The following is a 24,378-nucleotide window of genomic DNA, read 5'->3' as shown; positions in this document are numbered from 1 at the left end:
AGTAAGCGAGTACTTTCGATTGTTCCGGGCGAGGGCCGGTTATGAATGTCTGTCTGATCTCACAAGAATATCCACCGGAAACCAACTGGGGCGGCATTGCCACCTACACCCAGGTGCTGGCGCGCCAACTGGCCGCCACGGGGCACCGGGTGCACGTCATCAGCCTCGCCGACGCGGAGGAATACAGCAAGGACGACATGGGCGTCACGGTGCACCGCGTCTCGCGCACCCCGCACTCCCCTATCGATCTTGACGCCGTACCGGAAGTGGCCGACCTGTCGCACTGGACCCTCTCCTTCAGCCAGCGGGTATATGAGAAGGTGCTGGAACTCCACCTCGCCGAACCGTTCGAGGTCATCGAGGCACCGGAAACCTGCGCCCAGGCCCTCATCGTCTTCAAGCTTTTGGACGGCCCGGCCAAGGTGACCCGCCTGCACACCCCGTTTTTCTGGGTCCGGCACCTGAACGACATGCCGGAGGCCCCGGAGCACCTGGTGCGGGATGAGCTGGAGAAGCTGCAAACGGAACTCTCGACGGCGGTGACCTCCCCCACCCACGCCATGGCGGAGGTGGTGCGGCAAAAGTGGGGCACGCCGGACATCGCGGTGATACCCAACTTCTTCAACCTCAAGGTCTACACCCCCGACACCTCGATTTACGACCAACTGCTGACCGGGAAAGAGTACCTGCTCTTCTTCGGCCGCCTGGAATACCGCAAGGGTGCACATCTCCTGGCACAAGCACTCCCCAAGGTGCTCGACGCCGCACCCGGCCTCGTGGCAGTGCTGATCGGCAGCGACTCCATTCACAACTCCGTCTCCATGAAGCAGAAACTTTTGGCGGCGCTGGCGGGATACGAAGAGAGGATCGTCTTCATCGAGAACATCCCGCACGAGAGCCTCTACCCGATCATCGAGAGGTCGAAGTTCGTGGTGCTTCCCTCGCTGTGGGAGAACTTCCCCTACGCCTGCATCGAGGCGATGGCGCTGGGCAAGACGGTGGTAACCTCCGATTCCGGCGGCTTCCCCGAGATCATCGACGACGGCCAGGAAGGGATCCTCTGCCCTCCCAACGACAGCCTGCAGTTGCAGAAGGCCATGCTTCAATGCCTCGCCGGGACGGACCTCGCCTCCATCGGGGCAAAAGCAAAGGAGAAGGTCCGGGTCTTCGACACCGCCAAGGTGACGGCGCGGATGCTGGAGTTCTACGCCGGCCTGACCACCCGGGGTGCCGGGAGCACCGGGCTCAAGGTGGCCTACATTCTGCGCCACATCCCGGTCCCTTCCGAGACCTTCGTCATCAACGAGATCATCGCCATGCAGCAGGAGGGGCTCGAGGTCTATCCCGTCTCTATCCTGCCGGCGCAAAAGTGCCATGAAACCCTGATGGCCAAGCTGAACCACGAGGTGTACGACATCGCGCAGCCCGAGGCGCACGCTCACCGGGAGGACCTCCTGGCCGCGGCGCAGGGTGTGGCAGCCGAAGCCGGCATTGCGCCCGTCCTGGCGCTGCAAGCGGCACTGACCGCGGCACACGTCCTGGGAAACGGCATCGATCACATCCACGCCCATTTCGCCACCGAGTCCGCGCTGGTCGCCTTCATCACCTCCAGGATCACCGGGGTCCCCTTCTCTTTCACGGCCCACGCCTACGACATCTTCATGCGGGACCGCAAAGTGATCGACGAAGAGAGCCCGGTACAAAGGCTCACGCTGCTGACGGAAGCCGCCAGCAAGGTGGTCACCATCTCGGAGTACAACAAGTCCTACATCCTCGGCCTGATCGGCGAACGGTACCGGAACAAGATCGAAATCGTGCGCTGCGGTATCGACCCGGCCCGGTTCACCTTCCTGGAGAGGGGCGACCGGGGCAAGGTGACCTTCCTGAGCATCGGCCGTTTCGTGGAAAAGAAAGGGCACGACTACCTGCTGCGGGCCTTCGCCGAGGTGCGGCGCGTCGTCCCCGAGAGCGAGCTGCGCCTGCTGGGGGACGGCTACCACCGTCCGGCCATGATGGAACTTGCCGCCCAGCTCGGCGTCGCCGACAGCGTCTATTTCGGCGGCTCGGTCTCCAGCGAGGTCGTCATCGCGGAAATGGAGCGGGCGGACGTTTTCGTGCTCCATTCGGTCACCGGCGCCAACGGCGACCGGGAGGGTATCCCGGTATCCATCATGGAGGCCTGCGCCACCGGCCTGCCGGTGATCTCGACCCGGCACTCCGGCATCCCGGAGCTGGTGCTGGACGGCGTGACCGGGCTTCTCTCCGATGAAAGGGACGTCGCCGCCTTCGCGAACCACATGATCGCCCTCTGCTTTGCCGCACCGCTACGGCAGAGGTTCGGCGCCGCGGGCAAAGAGGTCGTCCTCGGCAAGTTCAACCAGGGCGCCGAGGCGCGCAAGCTGGCGGCGCTGTTGCGCTCCCTCGCGGCGCCGGCTGCGGCAGGCGCCGGCGCGAAAGCGGCCGACGTAGACATCATCATGCCGACCTACCGCCCGAACCTCGCCTTCCTGAAAAGCGCAGTGGAAAGCATTCGCAACCAGACCTTCCGGAACTGGAAGCTGTACCTGGTGCAGGACGGCGAGGATGTCGACCTGCAGCCGTTCGTGGACAGCTTCAACGACGGCAGGATCCATTACCGCGCGGTGCCGCACCAGGGGAAACCGGCGGCTCTCAACTTCGCCATATCCTGCGGTACCGGGAAATATATCGCCTATCTCGACGACGACGACGTCTGGTATCCGAACCACCTGGAAACCATGATCTCCCACATGGAGCAGACCGGAAAACAGTTCGTGCACACCGACGCCCACGAGGTCGAGGTGAGGATCGAGGAAGACCGGCTGGTGAAGCTCTCCAGCAAGCCGCTGAACAAGGGGGTGCTGACCGACAAGACCATGTGGTACATAAGCCACATCAACTCGGCGCATTCGAGATCGCTCCTCGCCAAGGCGGGACGGTACGACGAAGAGAAAAGCTTCTTCATCGATTGGGACATGCTGCAGCGCCTGGCGGCCCTGGAACGGCCCACCCACCTGAAGGTGGCGACCTGCGAGCACTACAACTACCAGAACCGGCAGACCAAGAACATCAGCCTGGTACACAAGGAAGATCCGGGCATCTCGGCGCAAAAGCACAAGGAGATGTTCAAGCGGGCCTTCACCCTGCTTTCCGCGGATGACTTCGTGGAGGTGGTCGAAGAGCACCAGTCCCTGCTTTGGCACCTGGATCAGCTCAAGCTGAAGCTCGCCGCGGCCGAACGCGAACAGGCGAACCTCGCCGGGAGCGCGGCCCTCGACGGCGAGTGCTGCAACGAACTCAAGGCGAAACTGGTGGAAATGGAGCAGAAGTACTGCGACCTGAACAAGCTCGTCGAGGACAAGGAGCGCCACATCGAGGCCCTGTACGATTCGCTCAGTTGGAAGGTCACCGCGCCGCTCAGGTGGGCCTACGACATGGTAAGGGGTAAATGATGGCGGTGAAAGCCTCGGTAGTGTATCTCACCAAAAACGGCGGGGAGTTGTTCAAGGAGTCGCTGCAAGCGGTCTTGTCCCAGCAGGCGGATTTCGAGTACGAGGTCGTCGCCATCGATTCAGGTTCCACCGATGGCACCCTGGAGATGCTCCAGGCGCATCCGGTCGTGCTGCACAGGATCGAGCCAAAGGATTTCAACTTCGGGCGAACCCGCGATTACGGGTTCGAGGTGGCGCATGGCGAGATCGTCGTGGTCATATCCCAGGACTCCGTTCCGGTCGGTTCCGACTGGCTCGCCAACCTGGTGGCTCCGTTTGATGACCCTCAGGTGGCGGTGGTCCAGGCCATGGACGTCCTCCCCGACTGGAGCGACGAGCAGCTCTTCTTCTGGGAGAAGGTCCGCAAGTTCTACTACACGCGCGACTGCAAAATGTGGATGGAGAATAACAACAACATCGGGCTTTCATTCACCTGCTGCGCCATCAGGCGCTCGGTATGGGCAAGGCACCCCCTCGGCACCGTGGAGATGAGCGAGGACAAGGTGTTCCAGCAAAGGGTGGCGGCCGGCGGCCACAAGATCGTGTTCCAGGACAAGGCAAGGAGCGCCCACACCCACATGTACAGCGTCACCAGCCTGGCCAAGCGCTGCGAAAACGAGGGGCTTGGCTGGCGCAACGTAGGGGTGCACTACGGCTTCTCCGACATGATCGCGGACATGACCGACGCCGAAATCTGGCAGACGCTTCGCGACGGCCTGGCGAAGTCCGAGGTGAAACGGATGGCCGAGGTGCTCTTCCCCTTCATCCGCCCCTTCTTCATCTACAAAGGAAACAGGTTCACCAGGTCGTACGTAAAATAAATTTAAGCGCAGGTTCATCATGAAAGCATCGGTAATCATCTGTACTTACAACAGGGTGGGACTCCTGCGGGATTCCATCGCTGCCATTCAGAAGCAGCACTTCCCTGCAGCTGATTTTGAAATTGTGGTGGTCGACAACAACTCGTCCGACGACACCCGTGCGGTTACCGAACAGGCGGCAGCCTCCTCCGAGGTCGCCATCAAGTACATCTTCGAGGCACGGCAGGGGCTCTCCTTCGCCCGCAACGCCGGCATCGAGAACGCAGCGGGAGAGATCGTCGCCTTCGTCGACGACGACATCGACGCGGAACCGGGCTGGCTCGCGGCTATCGTGGCGGCCTTCGCAGACAGCAAGGTCGCCTGCGCGGGGGGGCCGATCCGGCCGGTCTGGCCCTCGGAGCGTCCGGTTTGGCTCACCGATGACTGGGTCCCCTACCTCACCGTCAACGAGTTCGACGCGGCCCGCACCACCGGCTCCTTCACCTGGCCCGACACACCCTGGGGCGCCAACATCTCTTTCAGAAAGAGCGTCTTCGACAGCATCGGACTCTTCCCCACCAACCTCGGGCGCATCGGCAACTCCCTGCTCTCCAACGAGGAAGTGAACATCTGCAAGAAGATCGCGCAGGCGGGGTTGCGCATCGCCTTCGCCCCGGAAGCGGTCATCCACCACAAGATCGATCCGCACCGGGTCACCAGGCAGTGGTTTTATCACCGCACCTACTGGCAGGGAAGATCCGACGCCATCCTGGACACCTCTTCGCAGGCGGGGAGCTACGACGGCATCTGCCTTCGCCTGCGCCGCTACCTCGACATCGCCTCCAAGGAAGGGGCCGGCTCCTTCACGGCCCGCTGCGCCAGGAAGATCGCCATCGGCTACCTGTTCGAATTCGCCTTTGCCGGGCTCCAGGAGCGGAGCGCCCCGGCGCTCAGGGCGCTCTGCCGCTACCTGGACCAGTTGCAGACGGTTCCGCAACAGCAGGCGGCTGCCACGTCGCTGCCGGAGGGCGCCTCCGCCCTGTGCGGCAAGTCCATCCTGGTGATCGACTACGAGGTGCCCCAGTTCGACAAGTACGCGGGGTCGCGCACCACCTTCATGTACCTGAAGCTCCTCACGGAGCTGGGACTCAAGGTGTACTTCCTGCCGGACGACTTCGAGCAGCGAGAACCGTACTCGACGGCGCTCGAGGATCTGGGCATCACCGTCCTGCAGGGGGAGTGGTACCGCGAGAACTGGCAGCGCTGGGTCCTCGAGCATGGCCGCGAGCTGCATTACGTCCTCTTCAATCGCCCCAACATCACCGTCTCGTACATCGACTTCATCAGGGCCCATACCGACAGCATCCTCCTGTTCCAGGGGCACGACCTGCACTATCTGCGGCTGTCTAGGAAGTATGAGATCGACGGTGACCCGGAGACGCTGAAGGAAGCGGAAAGCTACCGCCAGATCGAGTTCGAGATCATCGAGAAGACCGACGCCACGCTGACCTACAGCGACTACGAGCGGCAGGTCCTCGCCGACCTGCTCCCCGGGGAAAGGATCCACGCAGTCCCCCTCTTCTTCTACGATGACTTCCCCGGAGAGCGCCTGAGCTTTGCCTGCCGCAAAGACATCATGTTCGTCGGGGGGTGCGGTCACAAGCCCAACCTTGACGCGATCCTCTGGTTCGCGCGCGAGATCTTCCCCAAGATCCTCGCCGAAGTTCCCGACATGGTGCTGCACGTCATAGGGACCTACCCTCCCCAGGAGGTGAAGGACCTGGCCTGCGACAACATCCGCATCCACGGCCACGTAAGCGAGCAGGATCTCGAGGATTTCTACCGTCAGATCCGGATGGTCGTGATCCCCCTGCGCTTCGGCGCCGGAGTGAAGGGAAAGACAGTGGAGGCGCTGCGAAACGGTGTGCCGATGGTGTCGACTGCAATCGGCCTGGAGGGTATCCCGGGCATCGGCACCGTGAGCCGGGCGGCCGACAGCACCGGGGATTTTGCGCAGGCGGTGGTCACACAATACCGGGACCAGCAGGGTCTTGAGCTGACCAGTGCGCTGTACCGCGCCTTCGCCCAAAGCACCTTCCATTCCTCCGGGGCGAAGCGGACGCTGGCGGAAATTCTGCTGGGGGTGCCGCTCAAGGGGCGCCCAGTCGCCCGCAAACAGGAACCGGAGCCAGCCATGCCGCGCCTTATCGCGATGTATCTGCCCCAGTACCACCCGATCCCGGAAAACGACGAGTGGTGGGGCAAAGGCTTCACCGAGTGGCGCAACGTCGCCAAGGCCAAGCCGCTCTTCAAGGGACACTACCAGCCGCATGTCCCCGCGGACCTGAGCTTCTACGACCTGCGCCTGGAAGAATCCCGCATTGCCCAGGCGGAGCTCGCCCGGCAGTACGGCGTGCATGGCTTCTGCTACTACCACTACTGGTTCAACGGTAGAAGACTTCTGGAAACACCGCTCGAAGCGGTGCTGAAGTCAGGCAAGCCCAACTTCCCGTTCTGCGTCTGCTGGGCGAATGAGAACTGGACCCGGCGCTGGGACGGCGAAGAGCAGCACGTCCTGATGAAGCAGGACTACAGCGAAGAGGATGACCGCAACCACATCCGGGACCTCATCCGCTATTTCAGGGATCCGCGGTATATCAGGGTGAACGGTAAGCCCATGTTCCTGGTCTACCGCACCGAGAACATACCCGATCCCGCCGCTACCGCGCGCCTCTGGCGCGAGGAAGCCCGTGCCGCCGGCATCGGCGAACTGTACCTGGTGCGCGTGGAGAGCATCGGAACCTGCGATCCCGCCTCAATCGGTTTCGATGCCGCCTTGGAGTTTGCCCCCGACTGGCAGAAGAAGGGTCCCCGCATCATGCCGGAGCAGGAGGGAAAGCTGCCGGGCCTGGATCTGCTCAACGCGGTCTACAAGAACAACTACGTGCACCGCTACGATAGCCTGGCCGACGAGATGATGGCGAAGCCGGACGTGCGCTACAAGAGGTTCCGCTGTGCCACCCCGTCGTGGGACAACTCGGCGCGGCGCCAGGAAGGCGCCAACATCTTCGTGGGTTCCACGCCGGAGAAATACCGCCAGTGGCTGGAGCACGTCGTTTCCTTTACCAGGCGGCGCTTCGGCGGCGACGAGCGGATAGCCTTCGTCAACGCCTGGAACGAGTGGGCCGAAGGAAACCACCTGGAACCGGACCAAAAGTTCGGCAGGGCCTACCTGGAAGCCACCAGGAGTGCACTGGATGGGGTTTATGAAGTACCCGTGCAGCCAGCCGCGGTGCAGGTGGAGGTAGATCTCTCCCAGTACCAGCACGAGGTTCTCGCCCTGCAGCAGCAACTGGCAGCGGCGCAAAGGGAGAAAGAGGAACTGGAGAGAACCGCGGCGCTGTTACAGGAACAGTTGGCGGCAAAGGACGAGTTGGTCGCGGCGCGGGAAGCGCGCATAGAGGACCTCCTGCACTCGGCCAGTTGGAAGGTGACCGAGCCGCTCAGAAAGGCGTACGAAGTAGCGCAGAAGATGCAGGGGAAGAAATGACACGACACCTTCTTGCCACCGCGCTGCTTGTCGTCGTCGGTTTGTGGTGCTGTCTGTCCTATGCCGCGGATAGCGCCACCTCGGTCGCCGCCGGGCAGACGGTTATAGAAGGAGTTCTCACCCAGGTCTCGAAGCTGCCCAAAGCAGAGAGCAACCCGTACCCCGACTGCTACTACACGGCTGTCATAGAGATCAAGAACATCCTATCCGGCCGAAGCATTCCGAGAAAGGTAGTTCTCGTACTGCCCGGTTTCTTCGCCAGGCAGTACGCCCCTGAAGCTCATTTCAAGACCGGAGACATGGTCCGCGCGACTGTAGTTCCATTTGCATCGATGCCCGACAAGGTGAGGCAAACACAGCAGGCAGATGAAGTCGAGGACGTGGATCTCGAATTCTTTTTCCCCCAGCGCATCACAGCGACCAGCGCGTTGACCTCGGCTGAGCATCAACCGTCCTTTGCGGTAAAAAGCCCCGGCAAACGTGAAGCAGCCACCGGCAGAAAGCGTGATGACAATGCCGCAAGGCAGAGAAGAGAACGGATCAAAAAAGATCTAGAGGAAATCAACGCGCTCCTCCTAGCCCATGGGGGAGACTGGAACGAGTGGTACAAGTCGGTTGAAAAGTACAGGAATGAGTACTGGGCGCAGTTTCAGTCAAATCCCGGAAAATGGATTGGCGACAGCTTCTTTGGCATCGGAGAGTTGCCTTTAGGCACCGTTTACTCCCCCGATTTCGTCAGATCCCTCGTCGCCTTCAAGAACTACCTTTCTGCCCGCAACGTGGATCTGATAGTCCTGCGCGTCCCCTACAAAGGAGAAATTACGGATGATATCTTTTCCGCCCTTCCCAAAGGAGAGATACCGAATCCGTACCTTTTGCGGATGTATAAGGAGCTTCTTGAAGCCGATGTCGAGATAGTCACCGACATCATTCCCCGGGCGAAGGCTTCCCGTTTCAAGTTTCCGCTGATGTACTGGTACTCGGACCGGCCCGAAAGACATCCGGCAGAAGGGATGGCTTGGGTAGCGGCAGAAGCGATCGCGGAACGGGTTAAGCGTTATGACAGCATCGCGGCAACTCCTCCAGCCAAACTGCACCTAAAAGAAGTCTCAACCGGCATGGACCTCAACAGCTTCCTCTGGGCGACTGAGAAGTGCAACCCGTTCTGGCCCAAGGGCAACTCCAAATTCAATTCAGCCGACTACATATCCTTCCGCGGAGTCTACACGGATGACGACAAACCTTTAGGCAGGAGAACAGGTTCTGAGTCACCCATCCTGCTTGTCGGCTCTTCATTCACGGAGTACCCGTCGCTGAAACTTGGCGGAAACATCACCTCTTACCTTGCGTATCTCACAGGTATTGTTCCTGACATGCTGTACAGGGCAGGTTCTGATGCCAGCATCCCCCGGATGCTGGCGCGCGAAGGAGACGCTTTTCTGGAGAAGCGGACCGTCTGCATCTTCCCAATGGTCCCGATGGTAACCTCCAATGCCTTGGATCTTCCTCCAGTTGTCGATCCGGCGAAAGCACCGCGCACGGCTGTCGCTTCCTATCAAGGGGATGCACTCAACGGAGTCATCAAACTGAGGAATGCAACTCAGGATGCTATCGGCGCTTTCTCTGCAGACGGAGGACTCATTTTGAAGGCTCGTGAGGCCAAGGCGCGCGAAGAAGCAGAATTCGTGTTGCAGTTGCCCAAGTTGGATGGTTTCAGCTTCTTCATACTCGAAATAGAAAGTCAGCCCGGCGACGCTCCGACCATCAAGGGGATCTACTCCAATCAATCGGATACGGTTCACAAGAGCTACTCACAGTCGGAAAGAACAGACACCTTGGCATTTAGGGTTACTTCTGAAAAGGCCGTCACGCTCAGCCTCACCAATATTCGTTCAGACATTCCAACCAAGATAATCAGAATCACCGTTTTTGGTGTCAAGTAAAGCAGGGGGACTGGAGATAAGGCATGCGGGTAATAGCCATTGTAACAATTGCGCTCATCATCTTAATAAAATGCACAACATCGTCCTCTGCCTCAGAAGCCTCCCCAACCGTTGTAGAGGGCACGATAGTGCAGGCGTCCCATCTACCGGAACCGAAAACCAATCCTTATCCAGATTGTTATTTTACAGTTGTAGTTGAAGCATCTCGAATCATCGCAGGGAAAAGCATTCCTCAGAAATTCACCCTAGTTTTGCCTGGTTTTTTTTCGCGGGAATACTCCTCGGAGGCCGGATACAAGAAAGGTGACATGATAAGAGTTTCGGTAGTGCCTTTTTCCTCGATGCCAGACAACGTGAAGCAAATTCAACAAGCGGACGAGATTGAGGATCTAGACCTGGAACTCTTCTTTCCTGTACAAATTCAGACAGTGCATGAATTCAGCACTCCTAAAGAAAAAATCGGCTTTACTTTAAAAAAGCAGGAGCGCCCCCCCCAAAAACCATCGTCGAAAATAGTAAGGACTAAAAGCGACTCCTTACGGAAGGCTCAGATGGAGCACGACCTCGCTGAAATTGAGAAGCTGCTTCAGAAGAATGGCGGGGACTGGGATAAGTGGTACCAGTCACTCAAACCTGTTAGAGAGAAATATGCTGCTCAGCAGCAAGTCAAGGCACAAAAATGGATTGGCGACAGTTTCTTTAGTGCAGGCAAAGTAGACAATGGCGAGACTTTCAATGCCAAATTTGTCGAATCCATTAAGCTATTCAAGGAATACTTAGCAGCACGCAATGTTGATTTAATACTAATCAGGATGCCACACAAAGGTGAAATCGTAGATGATCTGTTTACCGGCGTCCCCCAAGACCAGACCTACAACCCTTATTTGCTTCGAATGTACAAAACCCTGCTTGAAGCAGATATAGAGATCATACCCGATGTAATCTCGGCAGCTAAAGCACAGCGGTTTAAGTTCCCATTGATGTACTGGTATCAAGATTTCAGTGAGATCCACCCAGCTGAAGGCATTGCATGGGTTATCGCCGAAGAAATGGCCAGGAGAATAAGCAGATACGACATCGTGCCATCCTTGCCCAGCACCAGTCTGAGTTTGAAACGCCAGCCACATGAAACTTTCAAATGGCCGGCGGGGAATCCCAAATTCAATGAGCTTCAGCCTGCAGTCTACTCGGCAGTATTCAAAGATTCCAGACCGCTGACGATTGGCCCGGGACAGGATTCGCCTGTCCTTATCATTGGCTCTTCTATCATTAGTACCCCCTCTCTCTACCCTGGCGGTAGTATTCCGCATTATTTCGCCTACTTGTCACATATTGTTCCCGACATGCTATTTCGAGCTGGCGGGGACTCCATGGTTTTACGAAACGTTGCCCGCGAGGGTAATGGTTTCCTCAACAAGAGGGCCGTTTGTCTATTTCCCTTCGTCCCCGGCACACCATATGCCTCTTTTGCGCCCCTTCCTCTTTTCGACCCAGACCATTCAGTGAAAGACTTCATCACCTCGTATACAGGGTCGCTGATACCAAGCTTTGTCCACTACACCCCCACCAGCAGTGCCGGAAAATCTTCGTTTTCTTCGGATGGTGTACTAGAAATGTGGCCTGAAAAAGGAAAGCGAGGCGCGGAAGGACAATTAACCATCGAAGTGCCTGAGAAAGTTTCAGAGTTTCCGTACTTCATAGTTGAAATTGAATTTAAATCTAAGGAAATCACCTACCTTACTGCTCGATACAGCAAAGCTGTCGATTCTATTGTTAGAAGTGATACTCAGCCAAATAATGTTGAGAGTTTTACTTTTGCGACAGATGGCCAATCCAGAAAAATCGAAATTGATCTTTCAACTGGATGGATTATTCCACAAAAAGGGGTTGTTCCGCCTACAGCCATAAAATCAATTAGCTTTTTCGGCGTGAAACGACCCAATTATTACCGGGAACAACACTGAGTAAGTCCCGCAATTTTATCTCACCCCCAGTTCACTCTCCGAACTGGATGCTAAAGCGGTAACAGATGCCTCGACTTCTCAGTTTCAGTTTCATGTCGCGTATCAAAGCAGTATGAGGCCAAAGCGCAACGCTGGGGTGACAATTTCTGCGGGAGAACTCTCCGGTTTCGACACCACCGTTGGAGCCGCACTATCTTTCGATGTCGTGGCCGATAAATTCAGAAAGGTTCCCGCCGAAATCACAGAAGGAAAACTCTGCGGCATTGATCAGACGGCCTATTACAAGACAGGCCGGTAGGAAGAACTTCCGTGTCACTGGCTTGGTCAGATGCAGTATTTTAAAGTAGCTTTTGCATAAATAAGCATGTAACTTCGAGGACTGTCTGTATATCTGGCAAGACTCAAGATAATCATCAGGTCACTTCAAAATCTGGCATATTCTTCTGCAAGCAATGCGTGCTCGTCAGGAGCAAAAAAAATTGCCACGCGCTGGATTTCGCAGCACACGGAGCAGACGGATTGCAGTTTTCGCAATGCGGTAATGCGGTTGTCTGCGGCTGTTTTGTCGCCTTTTCCTGTGCGGTGTTGGCGCTTGCATGGCTGATCTCCACGTAGCACAGAGAAATCTTAAGCTGGCGGTGCCTGCCATTTCGGCAACTTTAACTTCAATGGGCTCTCCCCGTTCCAAGCTGCCCCTAGAGCCGTATAGGTAAACCGATGCTGTTCAGCTCTTACATCTTCCTGTTCATGTTCCTGCCTGCGGCGCTCCTGCTTTACTACCTTATGCCGGCGCGCGGCCGCAACCTGACGCTGACCGGTCTCAGCTACTTCTTTTACGGCTGGGCCAATCCCTATTTCACACTGCTCCTTTTCGGCTCGACCACAATCACCTACTACTGCGCCCACGCCATGGCGCGCAGGCCGGGGGAGCCGGCGACGGGAGAACTCCCCCTGCTGGATGGGGACGATCCGGCGAGCCTGCGGCAAAAAGCGGCCTTCTGGCTCGCGATAACAGCGAACCTGTCGCTGCTCGGCTTCTTCAAGTACTTCCACTTCGGCATCGATAACCTGAACGCGCTCCTCGCGTCGCTCGGGTTGGAACATCTGCGGGTGGAGGGACTGTTCCGCATCGCGCTACCGCTGGGCATCAGCTTCTACGTCTTCAAGATGGTGAGCTACACCATCGACGTCTGGCAGGGGAGTGTGCGCGCCACCCGCAGCTTCATCGACTTCGCATGCTATGTCGCCATGTTCCCGCAACTCATCGCCGGCCCCATCGTTCGCTACCGGGACGTGGCGGTGCAACTCGCCTCCCGCACCCACAGTTTGGAAAAGTTCGCCCGCGGCACCACCTTCATGTGCCTCGGCCTCGCCAAGAAGATCCTCCTGGCTGACCCCTGCGGCAAGGTTGCCGACACCTGCTTCAACGCGGCGACGCTGAACGCGTTCGACGCCTGGTACGGCCTCTTCGCCTACACCATGCAGATCTACTTCGACTTCAGCGCCTACTCTGACATGGCGATCGGTGTCTGCCTCATGTTCGGCTTCGCCATCGCCAAGAATTTCGACTCTCCCTATCTCGCAGATTCGTTTGCCGACTTCTGGCGGCGCTGGCACATCTCCCTCTCCACTTGGCTGCGCGACTACCTCTTCACCCCGCTCAACTACATGCTGCTGACGGACAAGGTCCGGGAGCGCATGGTGCGCGAGAAGTTCCGCTACAACTACCCCGCCATCGCAAGCAGCGTCATCGTGTTCACCATCTGCGGCATCTGGCACGGTGCTGGCTGGACCTTCGCGGCCTGGGGAACGATGCATGGCGTGCTGCTGGGACTGGAACAGCTCCGGACCAGGAAGAGCGGCTACTGGAAGTTGCCCAAACCGGTCAGGGTCTGCTGTACCTTCATCCCTGTATCGCTGACCTGGGTCTTTTTCCGCGCCGCCGACCTCGGCTCCGCCTTCGGTTATTTCGGCAGCATGTTCGGGCTGCGGGATAAGAATGCAGGCACCGACCTGGTCGCAGGCGTGATCTATCAGCCGTACTACCTGTTGAGCATCGCCGTGGCGGCAGTTCTTGTATGGAGCGCACCGCAGACCTGGGACTTTACCAGCAGCCTGAACTGGAAGAAAGCCGCCTGGTGCTACGGTTTGCTCCTGTTGTCGATCGCGACCCTGGTCACCAAAGCCCATAGTCCCTTCATCTACTCGGCCTTTTAAACCATTTGCCACGGAGAACTTCTGAGAAAGTCTGAGAAAACCGAGGCTAAGCAACTGCTGCAAGGATAACTGTCAGGGAGATGTAAATGCTCTCTCCGATATTTTCAGATCTCTGTGGCTGACGGTTCATGTTTTGGGAGTCACTGCAATGTCCATGAAGAACGCGGGAACCGGCATAGAAAGCACCGAGGCAAGCGGTGCTGTGAAATGGTTCCTGCTGATCGCCCTTATCTGCACCATCGCAGTGGTCCCGGTAGCCCAGTGCGTCCTGGAAAATTCTCCGCTCTCCAAATCGTTCGCCGCCTTCACCTATGACGATCAATCGTCCGACCTGAAAGCGCTACGCGCTAAGGAAAGCGGCCTGGGCTACGCCTTCGAGGTCAGCCGCCTCATCAATGAAAAGACCATGGCAAACGCGAGGAAGTTCGAGAGCAGCCTCGAGGAGGAGTCCTGGCTTCTCTCCGCCGCGGGGCCCGCCATCGAGAAGGTTCTGATCGGCACGCTGGGCGCGGGGAGCCGCGACGTGTACTGCGGGCGGGAGGGGTGGCTCTTCTTTCGCCCCACCATCGATTACCTGACCGGGGCTCCTTTTCTCGATCCCGCCGCCCTGAAGGTGAGAAGGGAGGTACAGCCCGACCCCGTCAAGGCCATCGTGGACTTCAAGAAACAACTAGCCAGGCGAGGCATCGAACTGGTGGTCCTCCCCTCCCCCGCCAAGGCGAGCATCTACCCGGAGTACTTCTCCAGCCGCTACATCAGGACGGCCGCTCCGCTGCAAAACCCTTCCTTTCCGGAGTTCGTGCGCCGCCTCGAAGCGCAGGGAGTGCACGTGTTCGATCCAGCTCCGCTGCTGTTTGAGGCAAAGGGGAAAGAGGCTCTCTTTCTCAAGAGGGACACCCACTGGACCCCGGCCGGCAGCGAAATGGTGGCGCAGCACCTGGCGGTGTATCTGCAAGAGAAACGGCTTCTGCCGCAGGGGGCGCCGGTGGCCTACACCAGGGTCGCCAGTTCCGCTGAGAACAGGGGCGACCTGGCGGCGATGCTGAAGACAGCCGCCGATTACGATAAGCAGCGTGTCGCGCTGCACCAGGTACGACTGGCGGACAGCACGCCGTGGTCCGCCTCGCGCAACGCGGACATCCTCTTCCTCGGCGACAGCTACGCCAACATCTTCTCGCTGGACGGCATGGGATGGGGCACCGGCAGCGGCCTGGTGGAACAGTTGAGCTTCCAGCTCAAGCGCCCGGTTGACGCCATCCTGATCAACGACAAAGGCTCCTTCTCCACGCGGCAGCAACTTAGCAAGGAACTGAGGCGCGGCGAGGACCGCCTGGCTGGAAAAAAGGTGGTGGTCTATGAATTCGCCGCCCGCGAGCTGGCGCTGGGCGACTGGAAGATGATCGACCTTGCGGTGGTGAAACGTCCCCAGGCTCCCCTGACCGCGGCAGTGCAGCAGGCGGTAGAGACGGCCAAGGCAGCCCCGAACGGGCTGCAGCTCGAAGGGGTCATTGAAGAAATCACCCGTCCGCCGCGCCCGGGCAGCACCGCCTATAAAGACGCCGTCATAGCCATGCACCTGAAGCAGGTGACCGCGGGAGGAAAGCCCTTTGCTGCCTCGCAGATCGTGGTGTTTGCCTGGGGCATGCGCAACGACACAGTCACCCCCGCCACCCGCTATCACCGGGGAGAACGGGTGAGCCTGAAACTGCGCCCCTGGGCGCAGGTAGAGAAGAAGTACGGCGGCTACCAGCGCATCGAATTGCAAAACGAAGCCACCATGCTGCTCGACATTTTCTGGCTGGCCCAACCGGACGATGCCGTGGTGCCGGCCTCGACTGCAGCGAAACCTGCAGCTGCACCTATTCCCAAGACAGTCCCCCCAGCACCGCCTGCACCTGAACCCGCTCGCCATCAGGAACCGGCGAGCAGCCCGCAGTTGACAGCCGCCGACGCGAATGCCCTGTTCCAGAAGCGGGTAGCAGAGATAAATGCAGCGAAGGACGAAGGACGGTCGGTCGCTGGCCTGGATGGCTGGCTCTTTTCTCGCCAGGAGCTGAACCACATCGCTAAAGGGCAGTTCTGGGGAGATGCCGCCCAGACCACCAGCCTCGCCGGGAAATCCGACAGCCGCGACCCGCTTGCCGCTATTCTGGACTTCAAGCAGCAGCTGGATCGCGCCGGGATTGAGCTGATCGTGGTGCCGGTGCCGGCGAAGGCCCATGTCTACCCGGACAAGCTCGTCCAGGGGATCACACCGCAGGTTGGACGTTTGGACACGGCGCACCAGCAGTTCCTGCAGTTGCTCGGCAACGCCGGAGTCGACTACCTCGACCTTACGAAGCTCTTCATCGACGCTCGGAAAAGCGGCTCTTCGACCTTGTTCCTGCAAAAGGACACCCACTGGTCCCCGGCCGGCATAGCGGCGGTGGCCCGTGCACTGAAGGAGAAGATCGCCTCCCGGCCGTGGTACCAGGGTCTTGAGAAGCAGCAGTTCACCAGGAGCAAGGAGAACGTGCAGGTGACGGGCGACCTTGCCGAAGGGACGAATGCGGCCGCCGAGACAGTGACTGTCTCCCGCGTCTCCCCCGCGCCGCAACCGGACCGCAACAGCCCGATCGTGCTTCTGGGTGACAGCCACACCCTCATCTTCCATTCCGGCGGCGACATGCATGCCAAGGACGCGGGGCTGCTCGATAACCTTGCCTTCGAGCTGGGGGTGAGGCTCGACCTGATCGGCGTGCGCGGCTCTGGAGCGACACCGGCACGCGTCGAACTGGCACGCAGAAAAGACAACATGGCGGGGAAAAAGCTGGCGATCTGGTGCTTCACCGTGCGGGAATATACGGAATCGCAAACGGGCTGGCGCAAGGTGCCGGTGATCCGCCCTTGACTCGGGCAAAGCGCTTGCAGCGCAGGTACCGATGATGTACGTTGACCACCGGCAAGTGCCGGATAATACCCTACTCCTAGATCATAAAGTGACTTCCGAATGAAGATATCCGTCGTCATCTGTACCTACAACCGCTCCGCCCTGCTCAGGGACTCCGTCGCCGACCTGCTGGCTCAGGATTTCGCGTCATCTGAGTTCGAGATCCTGGTGGTGGACAACAACTCCTCGGATGACACCCGTGCGGTGGTCGAATCGCTGGCAGCGGCATCCAACGTCCCGGTACGGTACCTTTTCGAGGCAAGACAGGGTCTTTCATTCGCCAGGAATGCCGGCATCCTCAAGGCCGTGGGCGACGTCGTCGTCTTCACCGATGATGACATAGCCGCCCCTGCCAATTACCTGCAGGAGATCGACAGGGTCTTCGCCGACCCCGCCGTCGCTGCGGCGGGGGGCCCGATCCGTCCCATCTGGCCGGGGCCGGTGCCTGAATGGCTCACCGCCGACTGGCATGGCTTTCTCACCATCAACGAGTTCGCGGCTGCCGCCGAAACCGGGTTCTTCAAAGGTCCGCACGAATATCCCTGGGGAGCCAATATCGCCTTCAGGAGGGAGGTCTTCGGGCGCATCGGCACCTTCCCCACCGACCTGGGGCGGGTAGGCAAATGCCTGCTCTCCAACGAGGAGGTCGGGCTATGCAGGAAGATCGAAGCGGCGGGTTCGAAAATCGCCTATGCTGCCGGCGCTGTCATCTTCCACAAGATCCCTGCGGAGCGGCTGACCAGACAGTGGTACTACCATAGGACCTACTGGCAGGGACGTTCCAACGCGGTCATGAACGCGGGGAGCGAGACGGAGCTGTCCAAGGGACTGCAGCGTTATCTCGACCTGCTCGCGGTGTACCGGCTAGGCCAATCGTTTTCCGACTTCGACCGCGAATGTATCAGGCGCGAAGTCACCGGGTACATCCAGCAACTCATGCTGCAGCAATCCGGAGGTCCGGCAGCAGCACCCGTTTCCGGCATCAGGCAGCTCCGCTGGCTCATCGGCTCGCTGGAGACCATTGTTGCCAGTTCCGCGCGCTGCGCTTTGCAGCAGGGCCCGGCGGAGCACCAAGACTTGATGAACCAGATCCGTCAACTGCAATCCGAACGTCAAGCTTTGACCGGACGGCTGGAGGAACTGCAATCCGAACTGGCCCGACAGCAGGCCCTGGTCCAGGAGAAGGAAAAGGAAGCGCAGACCAAGGGCGACCAAGTCGAAGCGCTCCTCAACTCCCTGAGCTGGCGGGTAACGCAACCTCTGCGGTTCGTGTACGATCTTGTCGGAGCCGGCTCTCTCGTCGTCTTTCTAAAGCTTGCCCTTAACATCTTGCGCCATCCAAGGACAGTTATCGGCGCCATCAACCGGGACACGCTCAAGCTTGCCTTGGGCTACCTGAAAAACGGCGACGTAAAAGGGCTCGCTGGCGGCGTCTCCTACTTCGTCGGCAGGACCTCCCCCTCCACCGAGTTTCGACCGGTAATACTGCACGGGAACATCGATCCGGCGACCCCGCTGACGCTCCCCGCGTGCGCAAAGCCCGTGGTTTCCATCATCATCCCGGTGCACAACCAGTGGGCCTTCACCCACTCGTGCCTCGCCTCCATCATCCGGCATTCCGGAGACGTACCCTACGAGGTGATCGTCGCCGACGATCTCTCCAGCGACGAGACCTGTCGTATTGACGACATCGTGCAGAACGTGCGTGTGGTGCGGCATTCAAGCAACCTCGGCTTCCTGCGCAACTGCAACGAGGCGGCCCGACATGCCGCGGGAGACTACCTGCTTTTTCTCAACAACGACACCAACGTCCAGCCGGGTTGGCTGTCGCCCCTGGTGGAAGTGATGGAAAGGGATGCCGCGGTCGGTATCACCGGCTCCAAGCTCGTATACCCGGACGGGATGCTCCAGGAAGCTGGCGGCATCATCTGGCAGGATGCCTCGGGCTGGAACTTCGGCTGGCGCGACGATCCGGAGAAGTCCTCCTACAACTTCGTGAAGGACGTGGATTATGTGTCGGGCGCGAGCCTCATGGTGCGCCGGGAGCTGTGGGAAAAGACCGGCGGCTTCGACGAGCGCTACGTCCCCGCCTACTTCGAGGACACCGACCTCGCCTTCCAGACACGCAGCCTGGGTTACCGCGTCGTATTTCAGCCTAAATCCGTGGTCGTGCACTTCGAAGGGGTCTCGCACGGCAAGGACGTGGGAGCGGGCGTAAAGGCGTACCAGGAGACCAACAAGCAGAAGTTCCTCGAACGCTGGCAGGAGGTGTTGCAGCGCGACCACTTCACCAACGGCCAGCACGTTTTCCAGGCCCGGGACCGGAGCAGGTACCGCAAGACCCTGCTGGTCATCGACCACTACGTCCCCATGTACGACCGGGACGCCGGCTCGTACTTCATGTACAGCCTGCTGAGGGCACTGGTCGCCCTCGACTACAAGGTTGTCTTTTGGCCGGAGAACCTCTACGCGCATCAGCCCTACACCGACGTGCTGCAGCAGATGGGGGTCGAAGTCATCCTCGGCTACCACGATTTCGGCGCCTACCTCTCTGAGTTCGGCAGCTACTTCGACGGCGCCATCCTGACGAGGAACCATATCTCCATCAAGTTCATCGACACGGTCCGCAAGCACATCCCCAGGGTCATCTACCACGACCCGGACCTGGAGTTCCTGCGGGAGCAGCGGCGCTTCGAGCAGGAGGGTGGTTCGCAGGCGGAGCTGAAGAAGATCAAGGAGCGGGAGTTCTATCTCTTCCGTAACTGCGACATCATCGGCATTCACAGTCCGGTGGAGCGTGACATCATCCTGGCTGAGATGCCCGGCGCGGACGTCGAGGTGATACCGCTGCCGATACAGGACACGACACCATCGTCAGCGCCTTTCTCGCAGAGGAGCGGCCTTCTCTTCGTTGGCGGAACACATCCGCCAAATGTCGATGCGCTGCGCTACTTCATCCAGGAGATACTTCCCCTCCTGCTGGTCGAGATCCCCGACCTCACGCTCACGGTTGCGGGTGCGGTATCGCACCATGAGCTCAAAGGCCTCGACCTCAGTCACGTCACCTTCACGGGTTTCGTCGACGATCTGCGACCGCTTTTCGAAAAGGCGCTCGTATATATCGCTCCACTACGCTTTGGAGCAGGCATAAAGGGTAAAGTGCTGGAGGCTGCCAACTTCGGGGTGCCTGTGGTGACAACTTCGGTCGGTGCTGAGGGGATAGGGTTGATCGACGGCAAGAGCGTTGCCATAGCGGACAACGCCCAGGCGTTCAGCGCAGCCGTCTTGGCCCTGCATCGGAACCAGGAACTGTGGGAGTTGATCCGAGACGAAGGCAGGAACTACGTCGAATGCAACTTCTCGCAGCGTGCCTTCCAAGCCAAAGTTGATGACGTGCTTGGCAAACTGCTGAGAACAGGCAAACAAAAAAGCGCCTAGCAGACCGGGTGATAATCCCGGGCAGTTCCGCACCACGCGAAGATTCAAATAGCAAATAAAAAGGGGTGACACAGACGTGTCACCCCTTTTTATTGCCTTAAGGCTCTTCAGGTTTAATAGAGGGTCTTCCATGCATAGGCGTCGGCGGCATCCTTCACGCAGACTTCCACGGTGTCCGCTACACCGGCTGCCCCCTGGGCGACCCAGAAGGTTCCCCTGATGGTGCTGCTGCAGGTCGGCTTGGCGGTAGCGGTGTTAAGCCTGATACCACCGTTGATTTCCATTTTCTGAGTCGGAGCGGCTGTGCCTACGCCGATTTCTCCGGTGTACTTGACCACCAGTCGCTCGGCCCTGGTGCTCTGGCTTGCGCCGGTAACGATGGAAAGACGGGCCGGGACAGAGCCAGCAGCGACCGGTCCGTCTACAAAACCCTCAAGAAGGGCAGGCGTCTGGAACGCGGCCCCATCGTAACCGCTGAACTGGAAAGTCCCAAGTTTGTCATTCAACTGCACAATGGCAGGAACTGCGGCTGTACCTCTGGCACGGAAGGCTGCGAAAACCGAGCGCACATTGGGGCCTTCGGAGTACATCCTCTGGTTGGTCCCCCCGACCAAGTTCACGGTTCCGTCACCGGGGCTCAAGGTGAAACGGTCAACATTGGCGGAGTCCCTGAGGACAAACTTGTTAACTGTCACCGCCTCACCTGCGGCTTGCTGCAGAATCAGGGACGTGCCGGCTGTCTGAGTCTTGAGCTTATTCAGGATGTCTATCTGGGTATCCGGCGAACCTGCAGGCCCTTGCGGCCCCTGGATACCTTGCGGCCCCTGCGGGCCGGTAGCCCCGGCAGCCCCGGTAGCGCCATCAGCGCCTGCGGCGCCTTTCTGCGCCATCACGGTCCAGCTGGCCGGCACGAGGTCGGGCTGGGCGTTGGTGCTTGCGGCGAGGGCGATGTAGCTGCCGCCGCCATAGGTTACCACATCGTCTTTGGCGTAAACGGTGGCGGAGCTCCAGGCCCCTTTGAAGTGGGCGACGTTGGCGAGCTTGGCACCGTCTCCGTTGTACTGGGCGGCGGTCACGTTTCCATCGGAGGTTACCTTGAACTTGATGGCACTGGTCGCGGGATCTTCCACCGTGATCCTGTCGGTCTCGACTGCTCCGGCCACTACGGGGAGCACACTCAGGGGTACGGCGCACAGCGCTGCAATTATCATCTTCCTGCTTTTCATGTCTTACTCCTTTTCCGCAAATTGATTACATGGATTAACGGCAAATTAGATCACATGGTTACTTGAAGGCCAATTTGTCTATAGCGACCGTCCCCTTGCTGACGCGGAGCTTGCCGAGCAGGCCGGTCTTGTTCGAGCTGTCGGCATAAGCGCAGTCGTTGCCGCCGCTCAAGGAAACGATGACATCCCTGTCGAAAACGAAGTCGCTGGTGAAATCAAGAGCCTGTAGCTGCAGATCCGCCCCGGTGGTCGCGGCCAGGTAGGCCGAGCTGAAGTCGGGATAAAGAACGGGGGTGGCGCCGGAGATCTGCACGGGCTGGTTGCTGCAGGCCGTGGCGCTGACCGCGTGGGAGAAGGCCTTGGTGACGGTGGTTCCCATGGTATCACTGAGCTGTACGGTGAAGCCGAACACGCCGGTGGTGGTCGGGGTTCCGCTCAACACGCCGCCGCTCGACAGGGTCATGCCGCCAGCCAGGCTTCCGGTCGCCAGAGACCAGGTGTAAGGAGCGCTGCCGCCGGACGCGGAGAGTGTCGCGCTGTAGGCGACGCCCTGGGTGCCGTTGGCAAGGGTGCCCGCGCTGATGGCGAGCGGCGCGGCGGTGGGCCAGTTGGTTACGAGCGCGTTGGCGTTGACGGAACCAAGGCCGGTGACGAGGTCGTAGCCGCTGGTGCAGGAATAACCGGTGACGCCGGGTACGGAGCTGCTGCCGGCGGTGGAGTCGTGGAACACAACGGGGCCGGTCGAGGTGTACTGGGCGTTGCCCATCTGGTACAGCTTGATGTTGGCGTTACCCTGCCTGACCCCGGTCTTCTGAACGATGAGCGCCATGATGCCGGCGAAGGCAGGGGAGGACGCGGAGGTTCCGCTCATCATGTAGAGCGCGTTCTTGCTCCGTACCAGGTAAGGAACGTGCGCCGACGCAGTCAGCGAAACGTCGGGGATGCCGCGCATGGAGCTGGCCGGTACGCCCGGGGCAACCTGCCAGGAGGGCTTGGCATAGACGCTGGAAAGACCGCTGCCCGTGGCCCATAGCTGGTAACCGCCGGAAACCAGGCCGCTTTCATTCCAGGCGCTCTCCGGGATGTAGCCTATGGCGGAATCGTAATAGGGGCCGTTGGTGCTCCTCCAGTAGCCGCCGCCCTGGTCGTTCAAAGTGGTCCCGCCGACCGCGACGTTGTACGGTGTGGAGGCGAGGCCGTTGATCCCCAACCCGGTGCCTGTGGTGGCGCTGGCGCTGTCGCAGCCTGCGGCCCCCGAGTCACCGGCGGCGACAACAGAGGTGATCCCCTGGGCCGCGGCCTGCTGCCAGAGGTTGTTGTAGAAGTTGTTCTGCGCCGTCCCCATGGACGCCTCGCACAGGCCGAAGCTGGTGCTCATGACCGGCGCGAGGTTGTTGTCGACGATGTACTTGGCGGAGAGGTCGACACCGTCGGTGGTGACAGTCGTCTTGGAAATGACGAACTGGATGGTGGCGTTTTTCGCGACGGCGCCGGCCCATTCAACGTCGAGGTCCGCTTCGTTGTCCTCACCCGTGCTGACCGAGCCGGGATCGGTGCCGTTCACGATCACCGTCACCGCCTTCGCGGGGAGGCCCATGATGCTGCGGAAATCGTTCCAGTTGTTGCCGGTAGGATGGGTACGCCCGACGATGGCGATGCTCTGCCCGGTGCCGTCATAGCCTGCACTGTAAAGCGGGTTCAGGTTGTAGATGGCGGCGAAGTCAATCGGGGACATCCAGTGGATGCTGGAACTGTAGGTGTACTCGGGCTGCACGTCCGCGAGCAGGCGCGCCCCGGTGTTCATGGGCTTGTGGCCGAAGTCGTGCAGCGTGGCCACGCCGGCCACCACGTCGGCGAGCCCCCGCGGGATCTCCGGGTCCTGCGCGTTGGCGTGGCGGATTTTGCCGTCGACCTGGTATTTGCGGATCTTGGTGCGGAACGCCTTCTCCACCTTGGCCACGTCACCGGTGAAGTTGATCGAGGTGCGACCGCGCGAAACCTCGTCGATGGTGAATCCCTGCGAGGTGAGCCATCCCTTGATGGCGGCTATGTCCTCCGGATCAGGCGCAAAGCGGTCGGCGAACTCCTCGGGGGTCAGCCAGTGCTGGTAGTTCGGTGAAGCGGGGTCGTGCTGTTCCGCAAGCAGCTGGTTTAGTTGCTGGTGTTTTTCCGGCGCGAGCTTCAGCGTCAGGATCATGCGCTCCATCGGCAGCGTCGGCTCGGCAGGGCCGGCATCGAACTCGGCACGGGCATTGGGGTGGACGTTGCCCCGCAGGGGGACCCTGTCGTTGTCGTCGATGGCGCGTGGCGAGCGAGCGAACGCAGGAACGGCAGTCAGCAGGAGGGTTACGGCCGCAGCCGCAGCAAGACATTGTTTTTTGCGCATCGGGTCACCTTGGCCTGTGTCACGCCCGCACAGGCTGAACTTTTTTTGTCGAAACACGGTTAATGTAACGGGGACGCCAGCGGTTCTCATTTTGTCAATGCCATTTCGTTACAAACCTGGCGAAAAGGCCAAGGATGGCTGCAGTGAAATGGCGTAAGCACCGGCAGCTTTGGCCAGAAATGGGCGTATTTCAATAGCCGGCTGCCGATATGGCTCAACACTGCCAGATTCGTACCGACAGACGTGCGAGAATATACAGAAGCAGAAAATTCGCCCCAGGAGCGGAGGTGGGAAATGATAAAGCCATGACATCCCGACGACTCCCGGGTACCGCGTAAAGGCGTTTTTTGCCGCCTGACAATTTTCATTTTCTGTTCTCAGTTATACCGCTGTGTGATACATTGCCTCTGGATTCC

At 59.6% G+C, this 24,378-nt stretch carries 10 protein-coding genes; 8 read left to right on the top strand and 2 right to left on the bottom strand.

Annotation, left to right across the window (positions count from 1 at the left end):
- Positions 1-41: 41 nt before the first annotated feature.
- The 8 genes from KP001_RS21465 to KP001_RS21430 all read left to right on the top strand — a co-directional run bounded on the left by KP001_RS21465 (position 42) and on the right by KP001_RS21430 (position 20,350).
- On the top strand, positions 42-3,470 hold the full coding sequence (locus KP001_RS21465; RefSeq protein ID WP_217287504.1) for a glycosyltransferase: 3,429 nt from the start codon (positions 42-44) through the stop codon (positions 3,468-3,470).
- The gene (locus KP001_RS21460; protein WP_217287503.1) at positions 3,470-4,330 is read left to right on the top strand and encodes a glycosyltransferase family 2 protein; all 861 of its coding nucleotides are present in this window, start codon (positions 3,470-3,472) and stop codon (positions 4,328-4,330) included. The genes KP001_RS21465 and KP001_RS21460 overlap by 1 nt, the downstream gene beginning before the upstream one ends.
- Positions 4,331-4,349: 19 nt before the next feature.
- Positions 4,350-7,859 carry a glycoside hydrolase family 99-like domain-containing protein gene (locus tag KP001_RS22315; RefSeq protein ID WP_217287502.1) on the top strand — a complete coding sequence of 1,170 codons (3,510 nt, stop codon included), beginning with the start codon at positions 4,350-4,352 and terminating at the stop codon, positions 7,857-7,859.
- Entirely contained in the window at positions 7,856-9,802 is a 1,947-nt protein-coding gene (locus tag KP001_RS21450; RefSeq protein WP_217287501.1) for an alginate O-acetyltransferase AlgX-related protein, read from the top strand. The genes KP001_RS22315 and KP001_RS21450 overlap by 4 nt, the downstream gene beginning before the upstream one ends.
- A gap of 23 nt (positions 9,803-9,825) precedes the next feature.
- Positions 9,826-11,766: an alginate O-acetyltransferase AlgX-related protein gene (locus KP001_RS21445; protein ID WP_217287500.1), complete on the top strand. Its 1,941-nt coding sequence runs from the start codon at positions 9,826-9,828 to the stop codon at positions 11,764-11,766.
- Positions 11,767-12,483: 717 nt separating this feature from the next.
- On the top strand, positions 12,484-13,983 hold the full coding sequence (locus tag KP001_RS21440; protein WP_217287499.1) for an MBOAT family O-acyltransferase: 1,500 nt from the start codon (positions 12,484-12,486) through the stop codon (positions 13,981-13,983).
- 148 nt (positions 13,984-14,131) lie between these two features.
- Positions 14,132-16,873, top strand: a complete 2,742-nt coding sequence (locus tag KP001_RS21435) for an alginate O-acetyltransferase AlgX-related protein (protein ID WP_217287498.1) — start codon at positions 14,132-14,134, stop codon at positions 16,871-16,873.
- A 99-nt stretch (positions 16,874-16,972) separates the two neighbouring features.
- Positions 16,973-20,350 (top strand): glycosyltransferase, encoded by a 3,378-nt coding sequence (locus tag KP001_RS21430; protein WP_217287497.1) that lies wholly within the window; start codon positions 16,973-16,975, stop codon positions 20,348-20,350.
- Between the two features lie 113 nt (positions 20,351-20,463).
- Here the strand turns inward: KP001_RS21430 and KP001_RS21425 are convergent, their stop codons facing one another.
- Together KP001_RS21425 and KP001_RS21420 are read right to left on the bottom strand one after the other, a co-directional pair.
- Positions 20,464-21,576 carry a hypothetical protein gene (locus tag KP001_RS21425; protein WP_217287496.1) on the bottom strand — a complete coding sequence of 371 codons (1,113 nt, stop codon included), beginning with the start codon at positions 21,574-21,576 and terminating at the stop codon, positions 20,464-20,466.
- Positions 21,577-21,634: 58 nt separating this feature from the next.
- The gene (locus KP001_RS21420) at positions 21,635-23,962 is read right to left on the bottom strand and encodes a protease pro-enzyme activation domain-containing protein (protein ID WP_217287495.1); all 2,328 of its coding nucleotides are present in this window, start codon (positions 23,960-23,962) and stop codon (positions 21,635-21,637) included.
- Positions 23,963-24,378: the final 416 nt, after the last annotated feature.

The organism is Geomonas subterranea (assembly GCF_019063845.1).
GTDB classification, from domain to species: Bacteria; Desulfobacterota; Desulfuromonadia; order Geobacterales; family Geobacteraceae; genus Geomonas; species Geomonas subterranea.
The sequence above is the reverse complement of the archived record's forward strand: the minus strand, read 5'-3'. Positions and strand labels throughout refer to the sequence as shown.

Excerpts from the sequence above, each read along its gene's own strand:
- KP001_RS21465 (WP_217287504.1), top strand. The coding sequence starts at position 42 with ATGAATGTCTGTCTGATCTCACAAGAATATCCACCGGAAACCAACTGG.
- KP001_RS21450 (WP_217287501.1), top strand. The coding sequence starts at position 7,856 with ATGACACGACACCTTCTTGCCACCGCGCTGCTTGTCGTCGTCGGTTTG.
- KP001_RS21460 (WP_217287503.1), top strand. The coding sequence starts at position 3,470 with ATGGCGGTGAAAGCCTCGGTAGTGTATCTCACCAAAAACGGCGGGGAG.
- KP001_RS22315 (WP_217287502.1), top strand. The coding sequence starts at position 4,350 with ATGAAAGCATCGGTAATCATCTGTACTTACAACAGGGTGGGACTCCTG.
- KP001_RS21445 (WP_217287500.1), top strand. The coding sequence starts at position 9,826 with ATGCGGGTAATAGCCATTGTAACAATTGCGCTCATCATCTTAATAAAA.
- KP001_RS21420 (WP_217287495.1), bottom strand. The coding sequence starts at position 23,962 with ATGCGCAAAAAACAATGTCTTGCTGCGGCTGCGGCCGTAACCCTCCTG.
- KP001_RS21435 (WP_217287498.1), top strand. The coding sequence starts at position 14,132 with ATGTCCATGAAGAACGCGGGAACCGGCATAGAAAGCACCGAGGCAAGC.
- KP001_RS21440 (WP_217287499.1), top strand. The coding sequence starts at position 12,484 with ATGCTGTTCAGCTCTTACATCTTCCTGTTCATGTTCCTGCCTGCGGCG.
- KP001_RS21425 (WP_217287496.1), bottom strand. The coding sequence starts at position 21,576 with ATGAAAAGCAGGAAGATGATAATTGCAGCGCTGTGCGCCGTACCCCTG.
- KP001_RS21430 (WP_217287497.1), top strand. The coding sequence starts at position 16,973 with ATGAAGATATCCGTCGTCATCTGTACCTACAACCGCTCCGCCCTGCTC.